At 41.2% G+C, this 21,726-nt stretch carries 38 protein-coding genes; all 38 read right to left on the bottom strand.

Annotation, left to right across the window (positions count from 1 at the left end):
- Positions 1-14 precede the first annotated feature (14 nt).
- A complete protein-coding gene (locus U3A58_RS14320) occupies positions 15-563 on the bottom strand; it encodes a hypothetical protein (RefSeq protein ID WP_323824399.1) in 549 nt (182 codons plus the stop codon).
- On the bottom strand, positions 544-831 hold the full coding sequence (locus U3A58_RS14315; protein WP_323824397.1) for an FtsB family cell division protein: 288 nt from the start codon (positions 829-831) through the stop codon (positions 544-546). The genes U3A58_RS14320 and U3A58_RS14315 overlap by 20 nt, the downstream gene beginning before the upstream one ends.
- A gap of 103 nt (positions 832-934) precedes the next feature.
- Complete coding sequence (gene eno / locus U3A58_RS14310) at positions 935-2,215, bottom strand: phosphopyruvate hydratase (protein WP_323824395.1); 1,281 nt, start codon at positions 2,213-2,215, stop codon at positions 935-937.
- A 22-nt stretch (positions 2,216-2,237) separates the two neighbouring features.
- Complete coding sequence (gene carA, locus U3A58_RS14305; protein WP_323824393.1) at positions 2,238-3,335, bottom strand: glutamine-hydrolyzing carbamoyl-phosphate synthase small subunit; 1,098 nt, start codon at positions 3,333-3,335, stop codon at positions 2,238-2,240.
- Positions 3,336-3,454: 119 nt separating this feature from the next.
- Positions 3,455-4,003 (bottom strand): 50S ribosomal protein L17, encoded by a 549-nt coding sequence (gene rplQ, locus U3A58_RS14300; protein ID WP_323824391.1) that lies wholly within the window; start codon positions 4,001-4,003, stop codon positions 3,455-3,457.
- Positions 4,004-4,009: 6 nt separating this feature from the next.
- Positions 4,010-4,999 (bottom strand): DNA-directed RNA polymerase subunit alpha, encoded by a 990-nt coding sequence (locus U3A58_RS14295; protein ID WP_323824390.1) that lies wholly within the window; start codon positions 4,997-4,999, stop codon positions 4,010-4,012.
- A gap of 38 nt (positions 5,000-5,037) precedes the next feature.
- Positions 5,038-5,643: a 30S ribosomal protein S4 gene (gene rpsD, locus U3A58_RS14290; protein WP_323824388.1), complete on the bottom strand. Its 606-nt coding sequence runs from the start codon at positions 5,641-5,643 to the stop codon at positions 5,038-5,040.
- An 18-nt stretch (positions 5,644-5,661) separates the two neighbouring features.
- Positions 5,662-6,060 carry a 30S ribosomal protein S11 gene (gene rpsK / locus U3A58_RS14285; protein WP_057939435.1) on the bottom strand — a complete coding sequence of 133 codons (399 nt, stop codon included), beginning with the start codon at positions 6,058-6,060 and terminating at the stop codon, positions 5,662-5,664.
- Between the two features lie 15 nt (positions 6,061-6,075).
- Positions 6,076-6,453, bottom strand: a complete 378-nt coding sequence (gene rpsM / locus U3A58_RS14280; RefSeq protein ID WP_323824386.1) for a 30S ribosomal protein S13 — start codon at positions 6,451-6,453, stop codon at positions 6,076-6,078.
- Between the two features lie 3 nt (positions 6,454-6,456).
- On the bottom strand, positions 6,457-6,573 hold the full coding sequence (gene rpmJ, locus U3A58_RS14275; protein WP_075349342.1) for a 50S ribosomal protein L36: 117 nt from the start codon (positions 6,571-6,573) through the stop codon (positions 6,457-6,459).
- Positions 6,574-6,580: 7 nt separating this feature from the next.
- Entirely contained in the window at positions 6,581-6,799 is a 219-nt protein-coding gene (gene infA, locus U3A58_RS14270; protein WP_057939437.1) for a translation initiation factor IF-1, read from the bottom strand.
- Between the two features lies 1 nt (position 6,800).
- Positions 6,801-7,574, bottom strand: coding sequence for a type I methionyl aminopeptidase (gene map / locus U3A58_RS14265; RefSeq protein ID WP_323824384.1), 774 nt, complete (start codon positions 7,572-7,574; stop codon positions 6,801-6,803).
- Between the two features lies 1 nt (position 7,575).
- A complete protein-coding gene (secY, locus tag U3A58_RS14260) occupies positions 7,576-8,895 on the bottom strand; it encodes a preprotein translocase subunit SecY (protein WP_323824382.1) in 1,320 nt (439 codons plus the stop codon).
- Positions 8,896-8,899: 4 nt separating this feature from the next.
- Complete coding sequence (rplO, locus tag U3A58_RS14255) at positions 8,900-9,346, bottom strand: 50S ribosomal protein L15 (protein WP_323824380.1); 447 nt, start codon at positions 9,344-9,346, stop codon at positions 8,900-8,902.
- Positions 9,347-9,348: 2 nt separating this feature from the next.
- Positions 9,349-9,528, bottom strand: coding sequence for a 50S ribosomal protein L30 (gene rpmD, locus U3A58_RS14250; protein ID WP_057939441.1), 180 nt, complete (start codon positions 9,526-9,528; stop codon positions 9,349-9,351).
- Between the two features lie 5 nt (positions 9,529-9,533).
- On the bottom strand, positions 9,534-10,052 hold the full coding sequence (rpsE, locus tag U3A58_RS14245) for a 30S ribosomal protein S5 (RefSeq protein ID WP_323824378.1): 519 nt from the start codon (positions 10,050-10,052) through the stop codon (positions 9,534-9,536).
- A 6-nt stretch (positions 10,053-10,058) separates the two neighbouring features.
- Positions 10,059-10,409: a 50S ribosomal protein L18 gene (rplR, locus tag U3A58_RS14240; RefSeq protein WP_323824376.1), complete on the bottom strand. Its 351-nt coding sequence runs from the start codon at positions 10,407-10,409 to the stop codon at positions 10,059-10,061.
- A 6-nt stretch (positions 10,410-10,415) separates the two neighbouring features.
- The gene (gene rplF / locus U3A58_RS14235) at positions 10,416-10,973 is read right to left on the bottom strand and encodes a 50S ribosomal protein L6 (RefSeq protein WP_323824374.1); all 558 of its coding nucleotides are present in this window, start codon (positions 10,971-10,973) and stop codon (positions 10,416-10,418) included.
- 9 nt (positions 10,974-10,982) lie between these two features.
- Positions 10,983-11,378 (bottom strand): 30S ribosomal protein S8, encoded by a 396-nt coding sequence (gene rpsH, locus U3A58_RS14230; RefSeq protein ID WP_057939445.1) that lies wholly within the window; start codon positions 11,376-11,378, stop codon positions 10,983-10,985.
- A gap of 82 nt (positions 11,379-11,460) precedes the next feature.
- Entirely contained in the window at positions 11,461-11,730 is a 270-nt protein-coding gene (gene rpsN / locus U3A58_RS14225; RefSeq protein ID WP_086539683.1) for a 30S ribosomal protein S14, read from the bottom strand.
- A 2-nt stretch (positions 11,731-11,732) separates the two neighbouring features.
- Positions 11,733-12,293, bottom strand: coding sequence for a 50S ribosomal protein L5 (gene rplE, locus U3A58_RS14220; RefSeq protein WP_323824372.1), 561 nt, complete (start codon positions 12,291-12,293; stop codon positions 11,733-11,735).
- Entirely contained in the window at positions 12,286-12,630 is a 345-nt protein-coding gene (rplX, locus tag U3A58_RS14215) for a 50S ribosomal protein L24 (protein ID WP_323824370.1), read from the bottom strand. Before rplX ends, rplE begins: the two co-directional genes overlap by 8 nt.
- 2 nt (positions 12,631-12,632) lie before the next feature.
- Positions 12,633-13,001, bottom strand: coding sequence for a 50S ribosomal protein L14 (rplN, locus tag U3A58_RS14210; protein WP_323824368.1), 369 nt, complete (start codon positions 12,999-13,001; stop codon positions 12,633-12,635).
- Positions 13,002-13,003: 2 nt separating this feature from the next.
- On the bottom strand, positions 13,004-13,267 hold the full coding sequence (gene rpsQ / locus U3A58_RS14205; protein ID WP_323824366.1) for a 30S ribosomal protein S17: 264 nt from the start codon (positions 13,265-13,267) through the stop codon (positions 13,004-13,006).
- Positions 13,268-13,285: 18 nt separating this feature from the next.
- Positions 13,286-13,468, bottom strand: coding sequence for a 50S ribosomal protein L29 (gene rpmC, locus U3A58_RS14200; RefSeq protein ID WP_086500279.1), 183 nt, complete (start codon positions 13,466-13,468; stop codon positions 13,286-13,288).
- Between the two features lie 5 nt (positions 13,469-13,473).
- Positions 13,474-13,896, bottom strand: a complete 423-nt coding sequence (gene rplP, locus U3A58_RS14195) for a 50S ribosomal protein L16 (RefSeq protein ID WP_320899472.1) — start codon at positions 13,894-13,896, stop codon at positions 13,474-13,476.
- 23 nt (positions 13,897-13,919) lie between these two features.
- A complete protein-coding gene (gene rpsC / locus U3A58_RS14190) occupies positions 13,920-14,651 on the bottom strand; it encodes a 30S ribosomal protein S3 (RefSeq protein WP_086500275.1) in 732 nt (243 codons plus the stop codon).
- A gap of 9 nt (positions 14,652-14,660) precedes the next feature.
- Positions 14,661-15,053, bottom strand: coding sequence for a 50S ribosomal protein L22 (rplV, locus tag U3A58_RS14185; protein WP_323824364.1), 393 nt, complete (start codon positions 15,051-15,053; stop codon positions 14,661-14,663).
- Between the two features lie 2 nt (positions 15,054-15,055).
- Positions 15,056-15,334: a 30S ribosomal protein S19 gene (gene rpsS, locus U3A58_RS14180; protein WP_057939455.1), complete on the bottom strand. Its 279-nt coding sequence runs from the start codon at positions 15,332-15,334 to the stop codon at positions 15,056-15,058.
- Positions 15,335-15,336: 2 nt separating this feature from the next.
- Positions 15,337-16,161 (bottom strand): 50S ribosomal protein L2, encoded by an 825-nt coding sequence (rplB, locus tag U3A58_RS14175; RefSeq protein WP_323824362.1) that lies wholly within the window; start codon positions 16,159-16,161, stop codon positions 15,337-15,339.
- 13 nt (positions 16,162-16,174) lie between these two features.
- Positions 16,175-16,462, bottom strand: coding sequence for a 50S ribosomal protein L23 (gene rplW, locus U3A58_RS14170; protein WP_111611451.1), 288 nt, complete (start codon positions 16,460-16,462; stop codon positions 16,175-16,177).
- Positions 16,463-16,466: 4 nt separating this feature from the next.
- Positions 16,467-17,096, bottom strand: a complete 630-nt coding sequence (gene rplD / locus U3A58_RS14165; RefSeq protein WP_323824360.1) for a 50S ribosomal protein L4 — start codon at positions 17,094-17,096, stop codon at positions 16,467-16,469.
- 3 nt (positions 17,097-17,099) lie between these two features.
- A complete protein-coding gene (gene rplC, locus U3A58_RS14160) occupies positions 17,100-17,732 on the bottom strand; it encodes a 50S ribosomal protein L3 (protein WP_323824358.1) in 633 nt (210 codons plus the stop codon).
- A 237-nt stretch (positions 17,733-17,969) separates the two neighbouring features.
- The gene (rpsJ, locus tag U3A58_RS14155) at positions 17,970-18,275 is read right to left on the bottom strand and encodes a 30S ribosomal protein S10 (protein ID WP_008203035.1); all 306 of its coding nucleotides are present in this window, start codon (positions 18,273-18,275) and stop codon (positions 17,970-17,972) included.
- A 12-nt stretch (positions 18,276-18,287) separates the two neighbouring features.
- On the bottom strand, positions 18,288-20,411 hold the full coding sequence (gene fusA, locus U3A58_RS14150; RefSeq protein ID WP_323824356.1) for an elongation factor G: 2,124 nt from the start codon (positions 20,409-20,411) through the stop codon (positions 18,288-18,290).
- 5 nt (positions 20,412-20,416) lie between these two features.
- Positions 20,417-20,884 carry a 30S ribosomal protein S7 gene (rpsG, locus tag U3A58_RS14145; protein WP_323824354.1) on the bottom strand — a complete coding sequence of 156 codons (468 nt, stop codon included), beginning with the start codon at positions 20,882-20,884 and terminating at the stop codon, positions 20,417-20,419.
- A gap of 18 nt (positions 20,885-20,902) precedes the next feature.
- Positions 20,903-21,310 (bottom strand): 30S ribosomal protein S12, encoded by a 408-nt coding sequence (gene rpsL / locus U3A58_RS14140; protein WP_092894640.1) that lies wholly within the window; start codon positions 21,308-21,310, stop codon positions 20,903-20,905.
- Between the two features lie 98 nt (positions 21,311-21,408).
- Positions 21,409-21,726 (bottom strand): DUF3467 domain-containing protein, encoded by a 318-nt coding sequence (locus U3A58_RS14135; protein ID WP_323824351.1) that lies wholly within the window; start codon positions 21,724-21,726, stop codon positions 21,409-21,411.

Raw genomic sequence — 21,726 nt, 5'->3', positions numbered from 1 at the left:
GGTGTTAGATGTATTTATAGCACAAAACCAACACGGATCACGTATGGTTCACCATAGGGAGAACGAAGATTATCGTGCAACACATTGTAAAGAAAGGTAAAATTAACTCCGCCTCGTGAACCAAATGGAGCAAAATAACCGCCTCCTAAGAACATGGCATTTGACCAAATCCTTTTGAACTCATTAGTACCATAAATGTTGCTATCAAAATTTATGGATTCGTATTCTGCGTGGGCAAATATATTAGGAAGGATATTGTAGCGCGAAAAAATTCTACCGCCATAAGAGGTGGATTCTGCGCCATAGTAATACCTAGACTTGAAATACTGATAAGTTACTCCTACTCCTGATGAAAATTTAGGAGTAATCATCACTCCGATGATGGGCGAAATCTCAATTAAGGTAGTGGAGCCGAATTGCATCCCGAAATTGCCTCCGTAATACAATCGATCTTTTAATGCAGCTGAGTCAGAATAGATTTCCCGCTGAGCAAACGAGCGAGTTTGGAATAAAGCAAATGCTAGAAAAAATAGGAGTAAGTATTTACTTTTTAACAATGACATAGAGGTCTTCAGTATTTTTCTTCATCAAGTACTTTTCACGGGCAAACTTCTCTAAGAGTTCAGGGTTACTCATCAATTCCTCTCGTTCGGCTTTGATTTTCTCTCTTCGCTCAAGATAATAGTCCTTTTGATCTTCGAGCTGTCCAAGTTTATAACTCAATTTAATTTGGTTAACCACATTATTTGAATCAATAAAAACCATCCATGCTATAAAAAAAACAAGCCCCAGAAAATAAAAACTTTTGGTGTATTTAAGGTATTTAGTCATATGACGCAAGTGATATTGACGCTCAAGTTACAAAAATGATGCAAAAAAAGACAGCTCGTAATACCGAGCTGTCTCCTTACCTATAATTATTAGAAAGCTCCTGTTAGAACTTGCCATTGAATACTGCTGCATCTCCCAATTGCTCCTCAATTCTAAGCAACTGATTGTATTTAGCCATACGGTCAGATCTAGAAGCAGAACCTGTTTTGATCTGTCCACAATTCAATGCTACCGCCAGATCAGCGATAGTAGAATCTTCAGTTTCGCCGGATCTATGTGACATTACTGCTGTGAAGCCTGCTTTGTGAGCAAGATTAACTGCGTTGATGGTTTCTGTCAATGTTCCGATCTGGTTTACTTTGATCAAGATAGAATTCGCAGATTTCTCTTCGATTCCTCGTTGAAGGAACTTCACATTCGTCACGAAAAGGTCATCTCCTACTAATTGGATTTTATCACCGATTTTGGCTGTCAACATAGCCCAACCTTCCCAATCTTCCTCTGCACATCCGTCTTCGATAGAATCGATAGGGTATTTCTCAGTAAGTTCTGCCAAGTAAGCTACTTGCTCTGCTCTGCTTCTAGCTACTCCAGTAGAACCTTCAAATCTAGTGTAGTCGTATTTGCCATCTACAAAGAACTCAGACGCTGCGCAATCCAAAGCGATAGTTACATCATCTCCAGCTTTGTATCCAGCCTTCTTAATAGCATCCAAAATACATTCTAATGCCTCTTCAGTTCCTCCAGAGAAATTAGGTGCAAATCCACCCTCATCACCTACGGCAGTACTAAGCCCTTTGTCATGAAGGATCTTCTTAAGGTTGTGGAATATCTCAGTTCCCATTCTCATTGCTTCCGAGAAAGTAGGTGCACCTACTGGACGGATCATAAACTCTTGGAATGCGATAGGCGCATCAGAGTGCGAACCACCATTGATGATGTTCATCATCGGAACAGGAAGCGTGTTGGCATTTACTCCGCCTACATAGCGGTAAAGTGGTTGATTTGATTCCATTGCCGCAGCTTTAGCTACTGCCAAAGAAACACCCAGGATAGCATTTGCACCCAGATTGCCTTTGTTTGGAGTACCGTCAAGATCAATCATGATCTGATCAATCATGTTTTGTTCAAATACATCGAAACCAACTAGCTCAGAAGCAATAATATCGTTGACATTGGCCACTGCTTTGGTTACTCCTTTGCCCATATAGGCATCTTTGTCTCCGTCACGAAGCTCTACTGCCTCATTTATACCTGTAGAGGCACCGCTTGGTACAGCAGCACGTCCAAAAGCTCCATTTTCTGTGTAAACATCTACTTCAATAGTAGGATTTCCTCTAGAATCGAGAATTTGTCTTGCATGAATTGATTGAATCAACGTCATAGTTTTAAAAGGTTTAAGGGTATTAATTTTTATTGATTAAAGAAATAAAATCATCAAACAGGTAACGGGAATCATGGGGGCCCGGCGATGATTCAGGGTGGTATTGAACTGAAAAAGCAGGCTTGTTCTTGAGTCGGATTCCAGCGACAGTATTATCATTCAAATGCACATGAGTGATTTCAACGTCTGCATTTTGCTCTGTATCCTCTCGTGTGATGTTGAATCCATGATTTTGGGAAGTAATTTCACTTTTACCGGTCATCAGATTCTTAATCGGATGATTTAGGCCTCGGTGTCCATGATGCATTTTGTAAGTTGAAATACCACATGACTCGGCAAGTAGTTGATGCCCTAGACAGATTCCAAATACAGGCTTACCGGTTTCTAAGATATCCCGGGTAGTTTTCACTGCATATTCCATTACTGCAGGATCACCAGGTCCGTTGGATAGGAAATAGGCATTTGGAGCCCATTCTTCCATTTCAGCTAGGGAGGCTTTGGCAGGAAATACCTTACAGTATACACCACGATCAGCTAAACTTCTAAGGATATTTTTCTTAATACCAAAGTCCATGCAAGCCACTTTGATGGATGCGTTTTCATCTCCGAAGAAATAGGGTTCTTGCGTACAGACGGTAGAAGAGAGCTCAAGTCCATCCATGTCAGGCACTTTTTCCAGTTCAGCTCTCAGACCATCCAGATCATTCTCATATTCAGAGCTAATAATTGCATTCATAGCCCCTTTGGATCTAAGATGCCTTACCAATTGCCTGGTATCAATATCTGCTATCCCAGTGATACTATTCTTCACAAGGTAATCTTGTAGAGATCCTGAAGCATCAAGTCTGGAATACACGTCAGAGAATGTATTGACTACAATGCCGCCGATGGTAGGATGATCGGATTCTACTTCTTCATCGATGACACCGTAGTTGCCGATATGTGAAGTAGTAGTTACAATGATTTGTCCAGTGTAGGATGGATCTGTGTAGATTTCCTGATATCCTGTCATTCCGGTGTTGAAGCAAATCTCACCACCATTTGTACCTGGATTACCGATTAGAGAACCGTGAAAGACCGTTCCATCGGCCAAGAGTAAAGTTGCTTTTTGTTTGATCATTTTGCTAAGTAGTTGCCCAAAGTTAAATATTTATTGGGAAGGAAGATAAATGAAAAGGGTATAAAAAAAGGATTGAACAAATGTCCAATCCTTTCAATATCGTGAAGTCACTGATCAACTTATTTGTTATCAGTTTCTTCTTCTGCAGAATCTGCAGATGCATCAGGAGCCTTAGGCTCTTCAGTTGCTTCTTCTTTAGCTGGAGGGACTTCTGCTTTTGCAGTATCGTCAGAACTTGCTACTTTACCAGTACCTCTACGTGATCTTCTTGTAGTTTTCTTAGCTGGTGTAGTGTCTTTCAACATCAATTCGTTGAAGTCAACCAGTTCGATGATACACATTTCAGCATTATCACCTAATCTGAATCCAGTTTTGATAATCCTGGTATATCCACCTGGGCGGGTAGCTACTTTTTCGATCACTTCACCAAATAGTTCTATGATAGCTTCCTTATTTTTCAAATAAGCGAAAGCCATACGTCTATTGTGCGTAGTATCTTCTTTAGCTCTTGTCACTAGTGGTTCCAAGTACTTCTTCAATTCTTTTGCCTTGGCAAGCGTGGTTGAGATACGCTTGTGAAGGATCAGTGAAGTAGCCATATTAGAAAGCATTGCTTTTCTATGAGCGGCCTTCCTTCCAAGGTGGTTAAATTTCTTACCGTGTCTCATTATTATTTATTCTTCATCAAGTTTATACTTAGAAATATCCATCCCGAAGGTTAGACTTTTTTCTTGGATAAGTTGCTCTAGTTCCGCTAGGGACTTCTTACCGAAGTTTCTGAACTTCATCATATCAGAAATTTCGAGTTTAGCAAGGTCTCCTAAGGTCTTCACATCAGCAGCTTTCAGACAGTTGAATGCTCTTACCGACAGGTCAAGATCACTCAGCGAAGTCTTAAGGAGCTTTCTCATATGCAAGAATTCCTCGTCAATAGGCTCAGGCTCCGCTATTCCAGTTGAATCAAGAACCATAGTCTGGTCAGAGAACAACATAAAGTGTTGGATTAAGATTTTTGCAGATTCCTGAAGGGCTTTCTCCGGATGGATAGAACCGTCAGTAGAAACCTCCATGATCAACTTTTCGAAGTCAGTCTTCTGCTCTACACGAGTGTTTTCAACGCTGTACTTCACATTCTTAATTGGTGTAAAGATGGCATCAATTGCTATATGACCGAAAATCTGATCTTTTGGTTTGGATTCTTCAGCTGGTAGATACCCTCTTCCCTTTTCCATCGTCAATTCGATCTCAAAGTTCTTGGTTTCGTCGATGTGACAAATAACCAACTCTGGGTTCAAGATTTCGAAAGAAGAAGTGAACTTAGCTATGTCACCTGCAGTGAAAACAGATTGATTTTTAATCTCTACAGTGATTTTTCCGTCAAATGCCTCGTGGACCTTCTTGAATCTCACCTGCTTTAGGTTCAAAATAATATCTGTAACGTCTTCCACTACACCTTCGATGGTCGAAAACTCATGCACTACACCAGGAATCTTGATCGCAGTGATGGCATAACCTTCCAAGGAAGAAAGCAAAATTCTTCTCAGGGCGTTACCAATTGTAACTCCATAGCCTTTTTCGAGTGGTTTGAATGTGAATAAGCCATGAAAATCATCGGCTTTTTCCATTACCACTTTTTCGGGCATTTGAAATGCTAGTATGGACATATATTTCGTTCTTTTTAAAAGCTGAAAATATTAAAATATTACTTAGAGTAAAGTTCGACAATGAGTTGCTCCTTAATATTCTCAGGAATATCATCTCTGCCTGGAACACTGACGAATTTGCCGGTCAATGAAGTGCCATCCCACTCTAACCAGGAATATTTATTAGCACCTCTACCTGCTAAGCTATTCGTGATCGCTTCTAGAGACTTTGATCTTTCTCTCACAGAAACTACATCGCCTGGCTTAAGTGTAAACGAAGGGATATTTACTACCTCGCCGTTTACAAGCACATGCTTGTGAGAAACCAGTTGTCTGGCACCTCTTCTGGTAGGGGAGATTCCCATTCTGTATACCGTGTTGTCCAATCTAGCTTCTAGAAGCTGAAGAAGGTTCTCTCCGGTGATTCCATTTTTTCTGGAAGCAATATCAAACATTTTAGCAAACTGTCTTTCCAATACTCCGTAGATGTATTTTGCTTTTTGCTTCTCAGCAAGCTGGATTGCGTATTCAGACTGTTTTTTTCTTCTACCTCTTCCATGCATGCCGGGAGGGTAGTTTTTCTTTGCAAGTGCTTTGCTATGTCCTTCTATAGCTTCGCCAAATTTTCTGGCAATCTTTGCTTTAGGACCTGTATATCTAGCCATTGTATTACAATTATATGATTAAACTCTTCTACGCTTAGGAGGACGACAGCCATTGTGTGGCATTGGAGTCACATCGATGATCGTAGTCACATCCAATCCTACATTTTGCAATGTTCTGATCGCAGATTCCCGACCAGATCCCGGACCTTTTACAAACACTTCGATTTTTCTCAAACCTAAGTCATATGCCACCTGTCCACAGTTCTGTGCGGCCATCTGTGCTGCGTAAGGAGTATTTTTCTTAGAACCTCTGAATCCCATTTTACCGGCAGAGGCCCAAGATATTACTTGACCTGCATTGTTGGTAAGAGAGATAATGATGTTGTTGAAGGATGCTCTAATATGAGCTTGACCTACAGCTTCTACCTTTACTACTCTCTTTTTACCTTTTGCTTTATCGTTTCTTTTCTGAGCCATAATCTAAATCAGGTTTTATTTAGTCGCTTTTTTCTTGTTAGCAACTGTTTTTCTCTTACCCTTCCTTGTTCTGGCGTTGTTCTTGGTATGTTGACCACGAACTGGAAGTCCTTTTCTGTGTCTCAAACCTCTATAGCAACCAATATCTTGTAGTCGCTTGATGTTCAATTGGATCTCTGACTTTAATACACCTTCGGTTCTGAACTCTTCAGCAATAATGTTACGGATGGAGGTTGACTCATCGTCATCCCACTCACCTGCTTTTTTATCGTAAGAGATACCGGCCTTGGTCAGGATAGCTTTAGCTGCAGATCTACCTATTCCGAAGATATAGGTAAGTCCGATTACGCCTCGCTTATTGTCTGGTATGTCTACACCTGCAATTCTAGCCATAATTTAACCTTGTCTTTGTTTAAACTTAGGATTCTTCTTGTTGATGACATACAATACTCCTTTTCTACGGATTAGCTTGCAGTCAACACTTCTCTTTTTGATAGATGTTTTTACTTTCATCTCAGTCTTATTTATATCGATATACAATTCTGCCTTTACTCAAATCATAGGGAGACAGTTCCAATTTAACTCGATCACCAGGAAGGATCTTTATATAATTCATCCTCATCTTACCAGATATGTGGGCTATCAACTGATGCCCATTCTCTAGTTCCACTTTGAACATCGCATTAGACAATGCTTCCTTAATGGTACCGTCTTGCTCTATTGATGTTTGCTTGGCCATATTAGAATTTAAAATTCTCTTCTATGTATTTATGAGAGGTTAATACCTCTGTTCTGTCTTCAAATATCGCTACTGTGTGCTCATAATGTGCTGAAGGCTTTCTATCCGCAGTGCGAATAGTCCATCCATCGCGCTCTTGGACAATATTCCGTGTGCCAAGATTAATCATGGGCTCAATGGCGATCACCATTCCATCGTTCAGTAAAGGACCACTTCCTCTCTTTCCATAATTGGGAACTTCAGGTGCTTCATGTAGATTTTTGCCCACTCCATGTCCGACAAGCTCTCTTACTACAGTATAGCCTTTGGCTTCGACAAACTTCTGGATGGCGTTACCCACATCGCCAATTCTTTTCCCAAAGACAGCTTGCTCAATTCCAATGTAAAGAGAATCTTTAGTGGCTTTTAATAATGCTTTAACAGCAGGAGAGACCTCACCAATAGGGTATGTATAAGCGGAATCGCTATGAAAACCTTGGTGAAAGACTCCACAATCTACTGAGATTATATCGCCATCTTTCAATTCATATTCACTGGGAAAACCATGTACTACTACTTCATTCACAGAAATACATAGTGAAGCAGGAAATCCATTGTAGCCCTTAAAAGAAGGAACTCCATCGTGATCCCTGATAAACTCCTCAGCAATTTTGTCTAGAAAAGAGGTCTTTACCCCTTCCTTGATATGTTTTGCTACTTCCCCATGGGCTCTAGCTAGTATATCTGCACTTTCTTTTATTAACTTAACTTCATCGGAAGTCTTGTAATTGAACATCTTAGGCAACTTGGTAATTAGAAGGATTATTCTTCACATTACCACTCTTCATCATTCCCTCGTAATGTCTCATTAGTAAGTAACTTTCTATTTGTCTCAGGGTATCCATGATCACACCTACCATAATCAACAGGGAGGTACCACCATAAAACTGAGCAAACTCTCCACCCACTCCAGATATAATTGCAAGAGCTGGAAGTATAGCTACTGCAGCTAAGAGAATAGATCCCGGAAGTGTAATCTTGGAAATAATTCCGTCGATAAATTCCGAAGTAGGAGCACCTGGCTTAATACCTGGTACAAACCCCCCGTTTCTCTTCATATCTTCTGCAATTTGCTCAGGATTAACTGTGATAGCTGTGTAGAAGAATGTAAATAGAATGATCATGGCTGCAAATAACAAATTGTATTGCCAAGAGGTGAAATCACTGAACGTTGCTCCTATATAATTGGCAATGTCATTCTCAGATGCCCATATTTGAGCAATCAAAGCAGGGACAAACATCAGGGATTGAGCGAAAATAATGGGCATCACGCCTGACGCATTTACTTTGATCGGTATATACTGTCTCTGTCCACCATATACTTTACCGCCAACCACTTGCTTAGCGTATTGTACAGGAATTCTCCTAGTGGCTTCAGTCAAGGCAATCACCCCTACTACAATGAAGAACAACACTGCAGCTTCAATGATAAGAAGCAACATACCTGAAGTACCCTTCTCTAAACCTTCAGCGATTAACGCTCCAGGAAATCTCGATATGATACCGATCATAATTAGCATTGAAATACCATTACCTATTCCTTTCTCAGTGATTTTCTCGCCAAGCCACATGCAGAACATGGTACCTGCGGAAAGTAAAACCAGTGAACTGAACATAAACAAGGTAGAACTAATCATCACTGCTCCAGTAGGTATAATCGTAGCAGAAACATACCCAATACCTTGTGCAATAGTAATCAGGATAGTCAATACCCGAGTGATCTGATTGATTCTTTTCCTACCAGACTCACCCTCTTTTTGCATTTTCTGAAAATACGGTACTCCGACAGTCAATAACTGCAACACAATGGAAGCAGATATATATGGCATAATGCCCAGACCGAAGATAGATGCATTACTGAACGCTCCACCTAGGAAAGTATCGATCAATCCAAAGATTCCTTCTGGAGCTTCACCCAAAAGAGATGGGTCAACACCTGGAAGAACTATGAACGACCCCAATCTGAATATGATCAGATAACCGATCGTATTCATGATTCTTACTCTAAGGTCTTCGATAGAGAAAATGTTCTTAACTGTCGAAATAAACTTTTTCATTAAATTAAATTGTGTTTACCGTTCCACTCAATTTCTCGATAGCTGCTGCTGCAGTAGCCGAAAATTTATGAGCAGTTACGTCTAATTTGGCCTTCAATTCACCTCCACCGAGGATTTTGATTTTGTCATTCTTAGAAGCAATACCATGTGAAACCATAGTTTCCATGTTGATAACCTCAAGATTGTATTGCTCGGCAAGACCTTGCAATGTATCCAAATTTACTGGTTTGAACTCAACTCTGTTCAAGCTTTTGAAGCCAAATTTAGGAACTCTTCTCTGAAGAGGCATTTGGCCACCTTCAAAACCTAATTTAGACTTATAGCCTGATCTTGATTTAGCTCCTTTGTGACCTCTTGTAGAAGTTCCACCTCTACCTGAACCTGTACCTCTACCAATTCTCTTGCGATTTTTGGTAGATCCTTCAGCTGGTGTTAATGTATGCAGTTTCATAATTAAGCTTCTTCCACTTTTACAAGGTGATTAACTTTATTTACCATACCGGCAATCTGTGGCGTATTCTCTACGGTCACGGATTTGCTGATACGACCAAGACCTAGAGCAGTGATAGTTGCTTTTTGATCTTTTGGTCTATCGATGGTACTTTTGGTTTGCGTGATTTTGATCTTAGCCATGATGATTATCCGTTAAATACTTTAGACATTTTAACGCCTCTCTGTTGTGAAACAGCAATGGCATCTCTTAGCTGAGTCAAAGCTTCAATAGTAGCTTTTACCACGTTGTGCGGATTAGATGATCCTTTAGATTTAGCCAATACGTCTGTAACGCCAGCACTTTCCAAAACTGCACGCATTGCACCACCTGCGATAACGCCTGTACCTGGTGCTGCTGGTTTGATCAAAACAAATCCTCCACCGTATTTACCAATCTGCTCATGAGGGATAGTACCCTTCAAAATTGGCACTTTCACCAAGTTTTTCTTTGCGTCTTCGATGCCCTTTGTGATCGCATCTGTTACTTCGTTGGCTTTACCCAATCCGTAACCTACGACACCTTGGCCATCTCCCACCACCACTATTGCTGAAAAAGAGAACCTTCTACCACCTTTTACCACTTTGGCAACTCGGTTTATAGCTACTACTTTTTCCTTTAAATCTGTATCTGTTGCCCTGATAGGCTTTCTTCTTAGTTGAGACATAGCTTATTAAAATTTAAGGCCTCCTTCTCTGGCACCATCTGCCAAAGCTTTCACATTCCCATGATACAAGTAGCCATTTCTGTCAAATACTACGGAATCTACTCCGGTTGCAACAGCTCTTTCCGCAAGTTTTTTACCTACTTCTTTCGAAACTGATACATTAGCGTTAGCCTTGGCTCCCAATTCTTTGGAAGAAGCTTGTGCTACAGTCTGACCTTTAAGGTCATCGATAAGCTGAGCGTATATGCCAGTATTACTTTTGAAAACTGACAAACGAGGTCTGGAATCAGTACCAGAAATCTTTCTTCTGATACCCTGCTTGATTCTAAGTCTTCTGGAATTCTTATTAAATGCCATAACCTATTATTTTTTAGCGGCAGTTTTACCAGCCTTACGTCTAACTTGTTCACCAACGAAGCGCACACCTTTTCCTTTGTAAGGTTCCACCTTACGAAGAGATCTGATTTTTGCAGCTACTTGTCCAATCAATTCTTTATCTATCGATTCTAAGGTAATGATTGGGTTCTTACCTTTTGCAGTCTCAGCTTTAAGAGCCACCTCTTCAGGAAGCATCATAAAGATGTTGTGAGAGTAACCAAGATTCAGTTCAAGAATCTGACCTTGATTAGACGCTTTAAAACCTACACCCACAAGCTCCAAGTCTTTCTTATACCCTTCAGATACACCAATCACCATATTGTTGATTAGTGATCTGTAAAGACCATGAATAGACTTGTGCCTTTTGGAGTCGGTAGGTCTCGCAACAACGATTTCGTTGTCCTCTACTTTCACTGTAATATCAGGATTTACCTCCTGAATCAGTGTACCCTTTGGACCTTTAACAGTCACAGTTCCATGAGCTGTGACGTCTACAGTAACACCGCTGGGTATATTTATTGGTTTTTTACCTATTCTAGACATGATAGTAAATTAGTATACGTAGCAAAGAACTTCTCCACCTACACCCTCAGTACGGGCTTCTTTGTCTGTCATCACACCTTTGGAGGTGGATACGATTGCTATTCCGAGCCCATTGATTACTCTTGGAAGCTCCGTATGTTTCACATATTTTCTCAAACCTGGTGTACTAACTCTCTTGAGGCTTACAATCGCATTTTGCTTGGTGACAGGATTGAATTTCAGTGCAATTTTGATTGATCCCTGAGGACCGTTTTCTTCAAACTTGTAATTCTGAATATATCCTTTGTCGTGCAGTACTTTTGTAATCTCTTTCTTGATGTTAGAAGCAGGGATTTCTACGATTCGGTGAGATGCCTTGATGGCGTTTCTCAACCTAGTCAGATAATCAGCTATTGGATCAGTCATTGTATTTTATAGTCTAGCTACACCCGTTTTGGGCGTGCAAAGTTACGAATTGATTTTTAGAATAAAAACTACTGTCGTTATTTTACCAGCTGGACTTTGTCACTCCAGGGATCTTGCCTGCTGAGGCCATTTCTCTGAAGGTTACCCTGTTGATACCGAATTTTCTCATGTAGCCTTTTGGGCGACCAGTAAGCTTACATCTATTATGAAGTCTTACAGGAGATGCGTTCTTAGGCAATTTATCAAGAGCTTCATAATCACCGGCTGCTTTCAGCGCGGCTCTTTTGTCAGCATACTTGGCTACCAGACGCTCTCTTTTTCTCTCACGAGCTTTGATTGACTCTTTTGCCATGACTATTCTTCTTTAGTTTTTTTAACGAAAGGCATTCCGAAAGCCTTAAACAATTCTAAACTTTCTTCATCTGTTTTAGCAGAAGTCACAAAAGTGATATCCATGCCTGAGATTCTGTTGACTTTCTCTATGCTGATCTCCGGGAAGATAATTTGCTCTTGCACACCTAGTGTGTAATTGCCTCTTCCGTCAAACCCTTTATCCGAAATACCTTTGAAATCTCTTACACGTGGTAGTGCAATGGAGATCAACCGATCAAGGAATTCATACATTGTCTGACCTCTCAAAGTAACTTTAGCTCCGATAGGCATTCCTTCTCTCAACTTAAAGTTAGATACAGAAGTCTTTGCAATAGTCGAAACAGCTCTCTGGCCAGTGATCAAAGAAAGCTCTTCTACACCTTGGTCTACCAATTTCTTGTCTGCTACAGCTGCACCTATACCTTTATTGAGAACTATTTTCTCCAACTTAGGCACTTGCATCACTGATGCGTATTGAAATTTTTCTTTCAAAGCAGGGACGATTTCGTCCACATATTTTTGTTTGATTCTTGGATTAGCCATTGATCACCTCCCCAGTTTTCTTAGAGTATCTTACTAATTTACCATTTTCACCCGCTTTGCGACCTGTTCTAGTGGCTTCACCAGTTTTAGGATCTACCAGTTTTAGGTTACTAATGTGCATAGAAGCTTCTTTCTTATCGATGCCACCTTGTGGCTTAGCTGCAGTAGGTTTCACGTGCTTGGTGATCATGTTAAGACCCTCAACGATTGCTCTACTTTTTAGCCTATCTACGGAAAGCACCTTCCCTGTTTTGCCTTTATCATCCCCTGCGATCACTTTTACGGTGTCACCGGTTTTGATATGAAGCTTGGTTTGCTTGTTCATTTTTCTTTCCATGATTACAATACTTCAGGAGCCAAAGAAACGATTTTCATAAACTGCTTCTCTCTCAACTCACGAGCCACTGGGCCGAAAATACGCGTACCTCTTGGCTCGTCGTTGTTGGTCAATAACACAGCTGCGTTATCCTCAAAGCGAATATAAGAACCGTCTTTTCTTCTTATTTCTTTACGAGTACGCACGATAACCGCTCTTGACACGGTACCTTTTTTCATGCTGCTGGAAGAAAGAGCAGATTTTACTGTCACAACGACCTTATCGCCGATGGAAGCATATCGCTTTTTTGTTCCTCCCAATACGCGGATCACTAATACCTCTTTGGCACCAGAATTATCCGCTACGCTTAGTCTTGATTCTTGTTGGATCATAATTACTTAGCCCTTTCAATAATTTCAACTACTCTCCAACGCTTGTTTTTACTCAGCGGACGAGTTTCGCTTATTTTCACGAGGTCACCTGGGTTACACTCGTTGGTCTCGTCATGAGCCATAAATTTGGTTGTTTTGGCAACAAATTTACCGTAGATAGCGTGCTTTACGCGACGTTCTACCGCTACGGTGATGGACTTGTCCATCTTGTTACTTACCACCTTACCAACTCTTTCTTTTCGAAGATTTCTCTCTATCGTAGCCATATTCTTTTTGTTAGCTAGTTATTTGGCAGCCAATGCAGTCTTTAATCTTGCGATAAAGCGCTTGGTCTCGCGGATTCTGTTAGGATTCTCTATAGGAGATATCGAGTGCGCAAACCTAAGTTTGGTTAGATTCTCCTGCTCAGCGACTAGTCGCTCGGCGATTTCACTGTTTGAAAGTGAATTGATTTCAGTATTTTTCATAGTGCTTATAATTCAGCGTAATCTCTACGAACAACAAATCTGGTACTTACCGGCAGCTTCTGCTGGGCAAGTCTCAACGCCTCCCGTGCTGTCTCCAGGCTCACGCCTGTAGCTTCGAAAAGGATCGTTCCTGGCTTGATAACGGCCACCCAATACTCCGGAGCACCTTTACCTTTACCCATACGAACCTCTGCGGGCTTTTTCGTGATAGGCTTATCAGGGAAAATTCTGATCCATACCTGTCCTTCTCTTTTCATTGCTCTCGTCATTGCGATACGAGCTGCCTCGATCTGACGGGATGTGATCCATCCTGGCTCAAGGGATTTGATGCCAAAGTTGCCAAAAGAAAGCGTATGCCCTCTTTGTGCAATGCCTTTGACACGGCCCTTTTGCATTTTCCTATATTTAGTTCTTTTTGGCTGTAACATGAGTTCTCACTTATGGGTGAAAATTAGTTATTTCTTTTTCTTCGTCTTGGACCATCATTTCTCTTAGGGCCGGCATTACGAGCGCCTTTTGGCTCATTAGCAGCTCCCTGATTAGGAGATAGATCTCTTTTACCGTACACTTCACCTTTGAAGATCCAAACTTTGATGCCGATCAAACCATAAACCGTAAGGGCTTCGGAAAGTGCGTAATCAATATCTGCTCTCAAGGTGTGAAGAGGAATTCTTCCTTCTTTGTACATTTCAGAACGGGCCATTTCGGCTCCGCCTAGACGTCCAGAAAGTTTAACTTTGATTCCTTCCGCTCCCACTCTCATGGATGCTGCAATAGCTTGCTTCATTGCTCTTCTGAAAGAAATTCTTGCTTGAAGCTGTTGAGCGATTGATTCACCTACCAATTTCGCATCCAATTCAGGACGCTTGATCTCGAAGATATTAATCTGAATATCCTTGTTGGTGATATTCTTAAGTTCTTCTTTCAGCTTATCTACTTCGGCTCCACCTTTACCAATTACAACACCTGGACGGGCAGTATGTATCGTAAGAGTGATTCTCTTGAGCGTACGCTCGATAATCACTTTAGAAATACCCCCCTTAGGAATTCTGGCAAGGACGTACTTACGGATCTTTTGATCTTCGTATAGCTTTTCAGCGAAGTCTTTCCCACCATACCAGTTGGAATCCCAGCCTTTGACTACACCAAGTCTAAATCCTATTGGGTTGATCTTTTGTCCCATAGTCTGTTCTTAATTTGCCTTTTCGTTTGTTTCTACTACATCAGCGGTAACTGTCTGATCGTTGAATGAATCAACTACTAGGGTTACATGATTTGATCTCTTGCGTATTCTGTGACCTCTACCTTGAGGAGCTGGTCTTAATCTCTTAAGCATTCTTCCTTCATCCACCATGACAGTTTTGATGAATAGGTCAGCCTCTTCCAGTTTGGCATCAGGATTTTTCGCTTGCCAGTTGGCTACAGCGGAAAGCAACAACTTCTCAAGTCGAATTGCTCCATGGTTAGGAGTGAATTTCAATATGCTAAGTGCCAATCCTACTCTCTTGCCTCTGACAAGGTCAGCCACAAGACGCATCTTACGCGGAGATGTAGGGACATTATTTAATTTTGCTAATGCTTCCATGATTATCTCTTTCCTTTATCTTTTTTGGCAATGTGGCCTCTGAAATTTCTAGTAGGAGCAAATTCACCTAGCTTATGACCTACCATATTGTCTGTTACAAATACCGGAATGAATTTATTCCCATTATGCACAGCGAAGGTATGTCCTACGAAATCTGGAGAAATCATTGATTTTCTTGACCAAGTCTTGATTACCGATTTCTTGCCTGATTCGTTCTGAGCATCCACTTTCTTCACAAGATGGTGCTCGATATAAGGACCTTTTTTTAATGAACGTGCCATAATTATTTAGATCTTTTGCTTAAGATGAACTTGTTTGAATACTTCTTAGGAGATCTTGTTTTCTTGCCTTTAGACAATAGACCTTTTCTAGATCTTGGATGTCCTCCAGAAGAGCGACCTTCGCCACCACCCATGGGGTGATCGACTGGGTTCATCGCAACACCTCTTACGCGAGGTCTTGATCCAAGCCATCTTTTACGACCGGCTTTACCCAAAACTACGTTCATGTGGTCACCATTGGAAACAGTTCCTACGGTTGCCATACACGTATTTAGCACAAGTCTCATCTCATCAGACGGAAGTTTTACAGTCACGTACTTCCCATCACGGGCTACGATCTGCGCATAACCTCCAGCACTTCTTACCATTGCAGCACCTTTACCAGGCTTCAATTCCACACAGTGTACAATTGTACCCATTGGGATGTTGGCCACTGGCATTGCGTTACCCACTTCTGGAGCAACATGCTCTCCGGAAATCACTGTTTGTCCTACTGACAAACCTTCCGGGGCGATAATGTAGGCCTTAGCACCATCTGCATAATATAGTAGGGCAAGACGTGCGGTTCTGTTAGGATCGTACTCAATAGCTTTCACTACTGCTGGTACACCGAACTTGTTTCTTTTGAAGTCTACAATCCGTAATCTTCTCTTATGACCACCGCCAATATTGCGGACAGTCATTTTGCCTTCATTATTTCGTCCACCTGACTTCTTGATAGGAGCAAGAAGAGATTTTTCCGGCTTTGACTTGGTAATCTCGTCAAATGCAGGAGCTACTCTGAATCTTGTTCCTGGAGTGACAGGTTTCAACTTTTTAATTGCCATGATATAGATTCAATTAAATTTCTCCGTAAAAATCAATCACTTCACCATCGGCTACTTGCACGATTGCTTTTTTGAAAGCATTGGTAAAGCCTGAAACCACTTTAGCTTTGGTGTATCTAGATTTATGCTTTGCAGCATATCTGATGGTTCTGATAGAAACCACTTTCACACCAAACGTTTTCTCTACAGCAAGTTTGATTTCTGGTTTCTTCGCAGTTTTTTCTACGATAAATCCATAAACGCCTCTTTCGTTCATGGCAGAAATCTTTTCTGTAATTAAAGGCTGCTTTAGAATATCCATTGTCTTATTTCGATAAAATGGTTTCCAACTTACTGATAGAACCTTCACAAATCACTAAGTGATCCGCGTTGAGTACTTGGTAAGTATTTACATCATTTACAGTCACAACTTTTGCCTTAGGCAAGTTTCTGCTGGAAAGGAATACGTTAGTATTTTCCTCTGGAAGTACTAGTAAGGTTTTTTTATCTCCTAGTGACAAACCGTTCAGCAATGCCAGATAGCTTTTAGTTTTTGGAGAGTCAAATGAAATGCTTTCCAAAACGGACAGGCTGTTATCTTTCACTTTATAAGTAAGTGCAGATTTTCTGGCTAGTTGTTTTACCTTTTTATTCAATTTGAAAGAATAGTCTCTTGGCTGTGGGCCAAATACTCTTCCTCCTCCTCGGAATAGTGGCGACTTGATAGACCCAGCACGTGCACTACCAGTGCCTTTTTGCTTTTTGATCTTACGAGTAGAGCCAGCTATCTCATTTCTCTCTTTAGACTTGTGCGTACCTTGTCTTTGGTTAGCCAAGTACTGCTTGACATCTAGGTAGATCGCGTGATCGTTAGGTTCGATTGCGAAGATCTCATCAGACAAGCTGATTTTTCTACCTGTGTCTTCTCCTTTTTGATTAATTACTGCTAATTCCATGGCTTACTTCTCTAGAATAACGAAAGAATTTTTAGGACCAGGTACAGAGCCAGAAACCAATAGTAGGTTTTTGTCAGCATAGATTTTCAACACTTTAAGGTTGATAACCTTTACCCTGTCTCCGCCTGTTCTGCCAGCCATTCTCATTCCTTTGAATACTCTGGATGGCCAAGAACATGCACCAATTGAACCTGGGTGCCTGCCTCTGTTGTGCTGACCGTGAGTTTGTCCACCCACACCCGCAAAACCATGACGCTTTACCACACCCTGGAATCCTTTACCTTTTGAAGTTCCGATTGCATCTACGAAGTCTCCTTCTATAAATACTTCACCAGCCTTCACAGTAGCTCCTAGATTTACCTGGCCTTCAAACTCGACCCGGAACTCTCTGAACTCAACAACTTTGCGCTTTGGTGTTGTACCAGCCTTTTTAAAATGACCGATCAATGGCTTGGGCGTATTTTTCTCTTTACGCTCACCATATGCCAACTGCACGGCGTTGTACCCGTCTGTTTCAACGTTTTTTACTTGCGTAACTACACAAGGACCAGCTTCTATTAGCGTGCATGCGACGTTACGTCCATCGGCACTGAAAATGCTAGTCATTCCTACTTTTCTACCTATTATACCAGACATCTTTATAAGATAATATAATAACCCACAAGCATTTGTCTGCCGGGGCTCCTTTTAAAGGACTGCAAAGTTACTGAAATAAAATTCTGCAACAAATCCGAAATCCTAAATTTTAAATGTATTGTAAAATATTTCACTTGTGATTCAAGCATTTAAACCGCTAGAGTCACGAGTTGAACATGTTAAAGCAAAAAAGACCTGCTGTTTATAGCAGGCCTTTTGTATGTTAATCCCGTCTGATCAAACTTTGATCTCTACATCTACTCCACTTGGAAGCTCGATTTTCATCAAAGCGTCCACAGTTTTTGAAGAGTTAGAGTAGATATCAACCAATCTTTTGTATGTACAAAGCTGGTACTGATCTCTGGCTTTCTTACTTACGTGTGGAGATTTCAATACTGTGAATTTCTCCTTCTTAGTAGGCAATGGAATTGGCCCTACTACTACTGCGCCAGTGGCTTTCACTGCCTTTACAATCTTCTCTGATGACTTATCCACCAGGCTGTGATCGTATGATTTTAGTTTTATTCTGATTTTCTGATTCATCGCAAATATTATTTAGTCCTTCTGACCTTTTACTGTAGCAATTACACCTTCGGCAATGTTGTTAGGTACTGCCTCATAGTGAGAGAATGTTAATGAAGCGGTAGCTCTACCAGAGGTAATCGTTCTAAGGTCAGTAATGTAACCAAACAACTCAGACAACGGTACGGCAGCTCTAACTACGCTTGAGGTTCCTTTAGTATCCATTCCTCTCATTACACCTCTTCTTCTATTCAAATCACCAGTGATAGGGCCAGTGTATTCATCTGGAGCCACCACATCTACTGACATGATAGGCTCAAGCAATTTAGGCTGACATCTTTTAGCGGCATCTTTGAAACCAAGTCTTGCTGCCAATTCGAAAGAAAGGGCATCTGAATCGACATCGTGGAATGAACCATGGTACAATCTTACTTTCATCGACTCGATAGGATATCCAGCCAATGGTCCGTTTTTCATGGATTCAGCAAATCCTTTCTGAATAGAAGGGATGAATTCTTTAGGAATAACACCACCTACGATACCATTTACGAAATCAAGCCCTGGCTTAATTTCACCAGTTTCAGGATCTGGATCTCTAGCGCTCAGTTCGAATGAAATATCTGCAAATTTACCTTTACCACCTGTTTGCTTCTTGTAAACTTCCTTGTGCTCAACAGAACCAAATAAAGCCTCTTTGTAAGCAACCTGAGGAGCACCTTGATTGATCTCAACCTTGAACTCTCTCTTCATACGATCGATAATGATATCCAAGTGAAGCTCACCCATCCCTCTCAAGATAGTCTGACCAGTTTCGTGATCTGTATTCACAACCAATGTAGGATCTTCTTCTACCAGTTTGGCAATTGCCATACCTAGTTTGTCAACGTCAGCTTGAGTTCTAGGCTCTATAGCGTATCCGATTACAGGCTCAGGGAATACCATTGATTCCAATACTACCTTACGGCTTTCGTCGCAAAGGGTGTCACCAGTCTTGATATCTTTGAAGCCTACCACTGCACCAATATCTCCTGCTCTTAGGGAATCAATTTGGTTTTGCTTGTTAGCATGCATTTGGAATACTCTGGAGATACGCTCTTTATTTCCAGAACGGCTATTAAAAATATATGAACCAGAATTCAAAATTCCAGAATATGCTCTCACAAAACAAAGGCGTCCTACAAATGGATCAGTAGCAATTTTGAAAGCAAGACCTGTAAAAGGCTCTGATTCGTCGGGAGAGATTCTTACATCTACTTCCTCATCATCTATATCATGTGCAAAGATATCGTCCTTATCCATTGGAGAAGGGAGTAATTCCATGACTAGATCAAGCATAGTCTGAACTCCTTTGTTCTTGAATGATGATCCACATACCATTGGCACTATCTTCATGTCAATGGTAGCTTTTCTCAAAGCTGCAAGAATTTCCTGCTCTGTGATGGAATCGGAATCTTCGAAGAATTTCTCCATCAAAGACTCGTCATAATCGGCAACTGCCTCCAGCAAATATTCTCTGTATTCAGCTACTTCTTCAAGCATATCTTCAGGAATAGGAACCTCTTCGAAGGTCATCCCGAAATCATCCTCATTCCAAACAATCGCTCTGTTATTGATCAAATCAACAACTCCACGGAATCTATCTTCTGCACCGATAGGAAGCTGCAAAGGAACAGCATTGCTGCCTAGCATCTCCTTCACCTGCTTACAAACTTCTAAGAAGTTTGCACCGGCACGGTCCATTTTATTTACGAAGCCGATACGGGCAACTTTATAGTTATCCGCAAGTCTCCAGTTTGTCTCTGACTGTGGCTCCACACCATCTACAGCACTGAAAAGGAATACCAAGCCATCGAGAACACGAAGTGATCTGTTTACCTCTACAGTAAAATCAACGTGACCGGGAGTATCGATGATGTTGATCTGGTATTTTTTCTCTCTGTAATTCCAAAAAACGGTAGTTGCAGCGGAGGTAATGGTAATACCTCTCTCCTGCTCCTGAGCCATCCAGTCCATGGTAGCTGCGCCGTCGTGAACCTCACCAATTTTGTGAGATACGCCTGAATAAAAAAGTATTCGCTCTGTCGTAGTTGTTTTACCTGCATCAATATGTGCAGCAATACCAATATTTCTGGTAAGTGTTAAATCTCTTTTAGCCATATTGATTAAAATCTAAAGTGAGAGAATGCTTTGTTGGCTTCTGCCATTCTGTGCGTATCATCTTTCTTCTTCACTCCGGCACCTTCGCCTTTGGAAGCAGCGATAATTTCGCCGGCAAGTCTATCCATCATTGTTTTCTCTCCTCTTCTTCTGGCATAGCTGATCATCCATTTCATTCCTAAGGCAATCTTTCTGTCAGGTCTGACTTCCATTGGAACCTGGAATGTAGCACCACCAACTCTACGACTCTTCACCTCTACGGATGGAGAAATATTGTTTAGCGCTTTTTTCCAAATTTCAAGACCATTCTCACCTACTTTGGATTCTACCTTTTCTACTGCATCGTAGAAAATTCTGTAAGCAATACTCTTCTTCCCATCTACCATTAGATTGTTCACAAACCTAGTCACTAGGGCGTCATTGAACTTTGGATCAGGAAGAATATATCTCTTCTTTGGTTTCGCTTTTCTCATTTTTTCTGAATGTTATTATTATTTTTTCTTCGCCGGAGCTGCAGCACCTTTGCCTGCCTTCGGTCTTTTGGCACCATACTTAGAGCGACCTTGCTTACGGTCTTTAACTCCTGCGGTATCTAGTGCACCACGGATAATGTGATATCTCACACCTGGTAGATCTTTCACTCGACCACCTCTGATCAAGACGATCGAGTGCTCTTGTAGATTATGACCTTCTCCAGGAATGTAAGCATTCACTTCTTTTCCGTTTGTCAATCTCACCCTCGCCACTTTTCTCATTGCAGAGTTTGGCTTCTTTGGGGTTGTAGTGTATACTCTGGTACAAACTCCTCGTCGCTGTGGACATGCGTCCAGAGCTCTTGATTTAGATTTGGTCTCCAGTGTAGTTCTACCTTTTCGTACTAACTGTTGAATAGTAGGCATTAACTGATAAAATTTAGTTTTCCCGTAAACTGTTAAATTTTGGACTGCAAAGGTAAACAAAGTAATAAGAGTAACAAAGCTAAGCAGTTATATTTTTACTAGGCTTCTCCCGGTGTTCCGAAGCTAATCGGAAACTGAGGAGCTCCGCCCGATTGGTTGATTTTGCCGAAAGCTGCTTCGTATTTCTCTATGTTATCTTTCAATGCAGAGAGCAATCGCTTGGCATGATCCGGGGTGACGATAATCCTTGACTTCACTTTAGCCTTGGGAACTCCCGGCATCAAGCGGATAAAGTCAATCACAAATTCCGAATTGGAATGTGCGATCATCGCCAAATTAGAATATACACCTTCAGCCACTTCTTCCGAAAGCTCTACATTGATCTGCTGGTCTCCTTTTTTGTTGTCGTCTTGCAT

This window comes from Algoriphagus persicinus (genome assembly GCF_035156415.1).
GTDB lineage: Bacteria > Bacteroidota > Bacteroidia > Cytophagales > Cyclobacteriaceae > Algoriphagus > Algoriphagus persicinus.
Note: the sequence above shows the minus strand (reverse complement) of the source record. Positions and strands in the feature narration are given on the sequence as shown.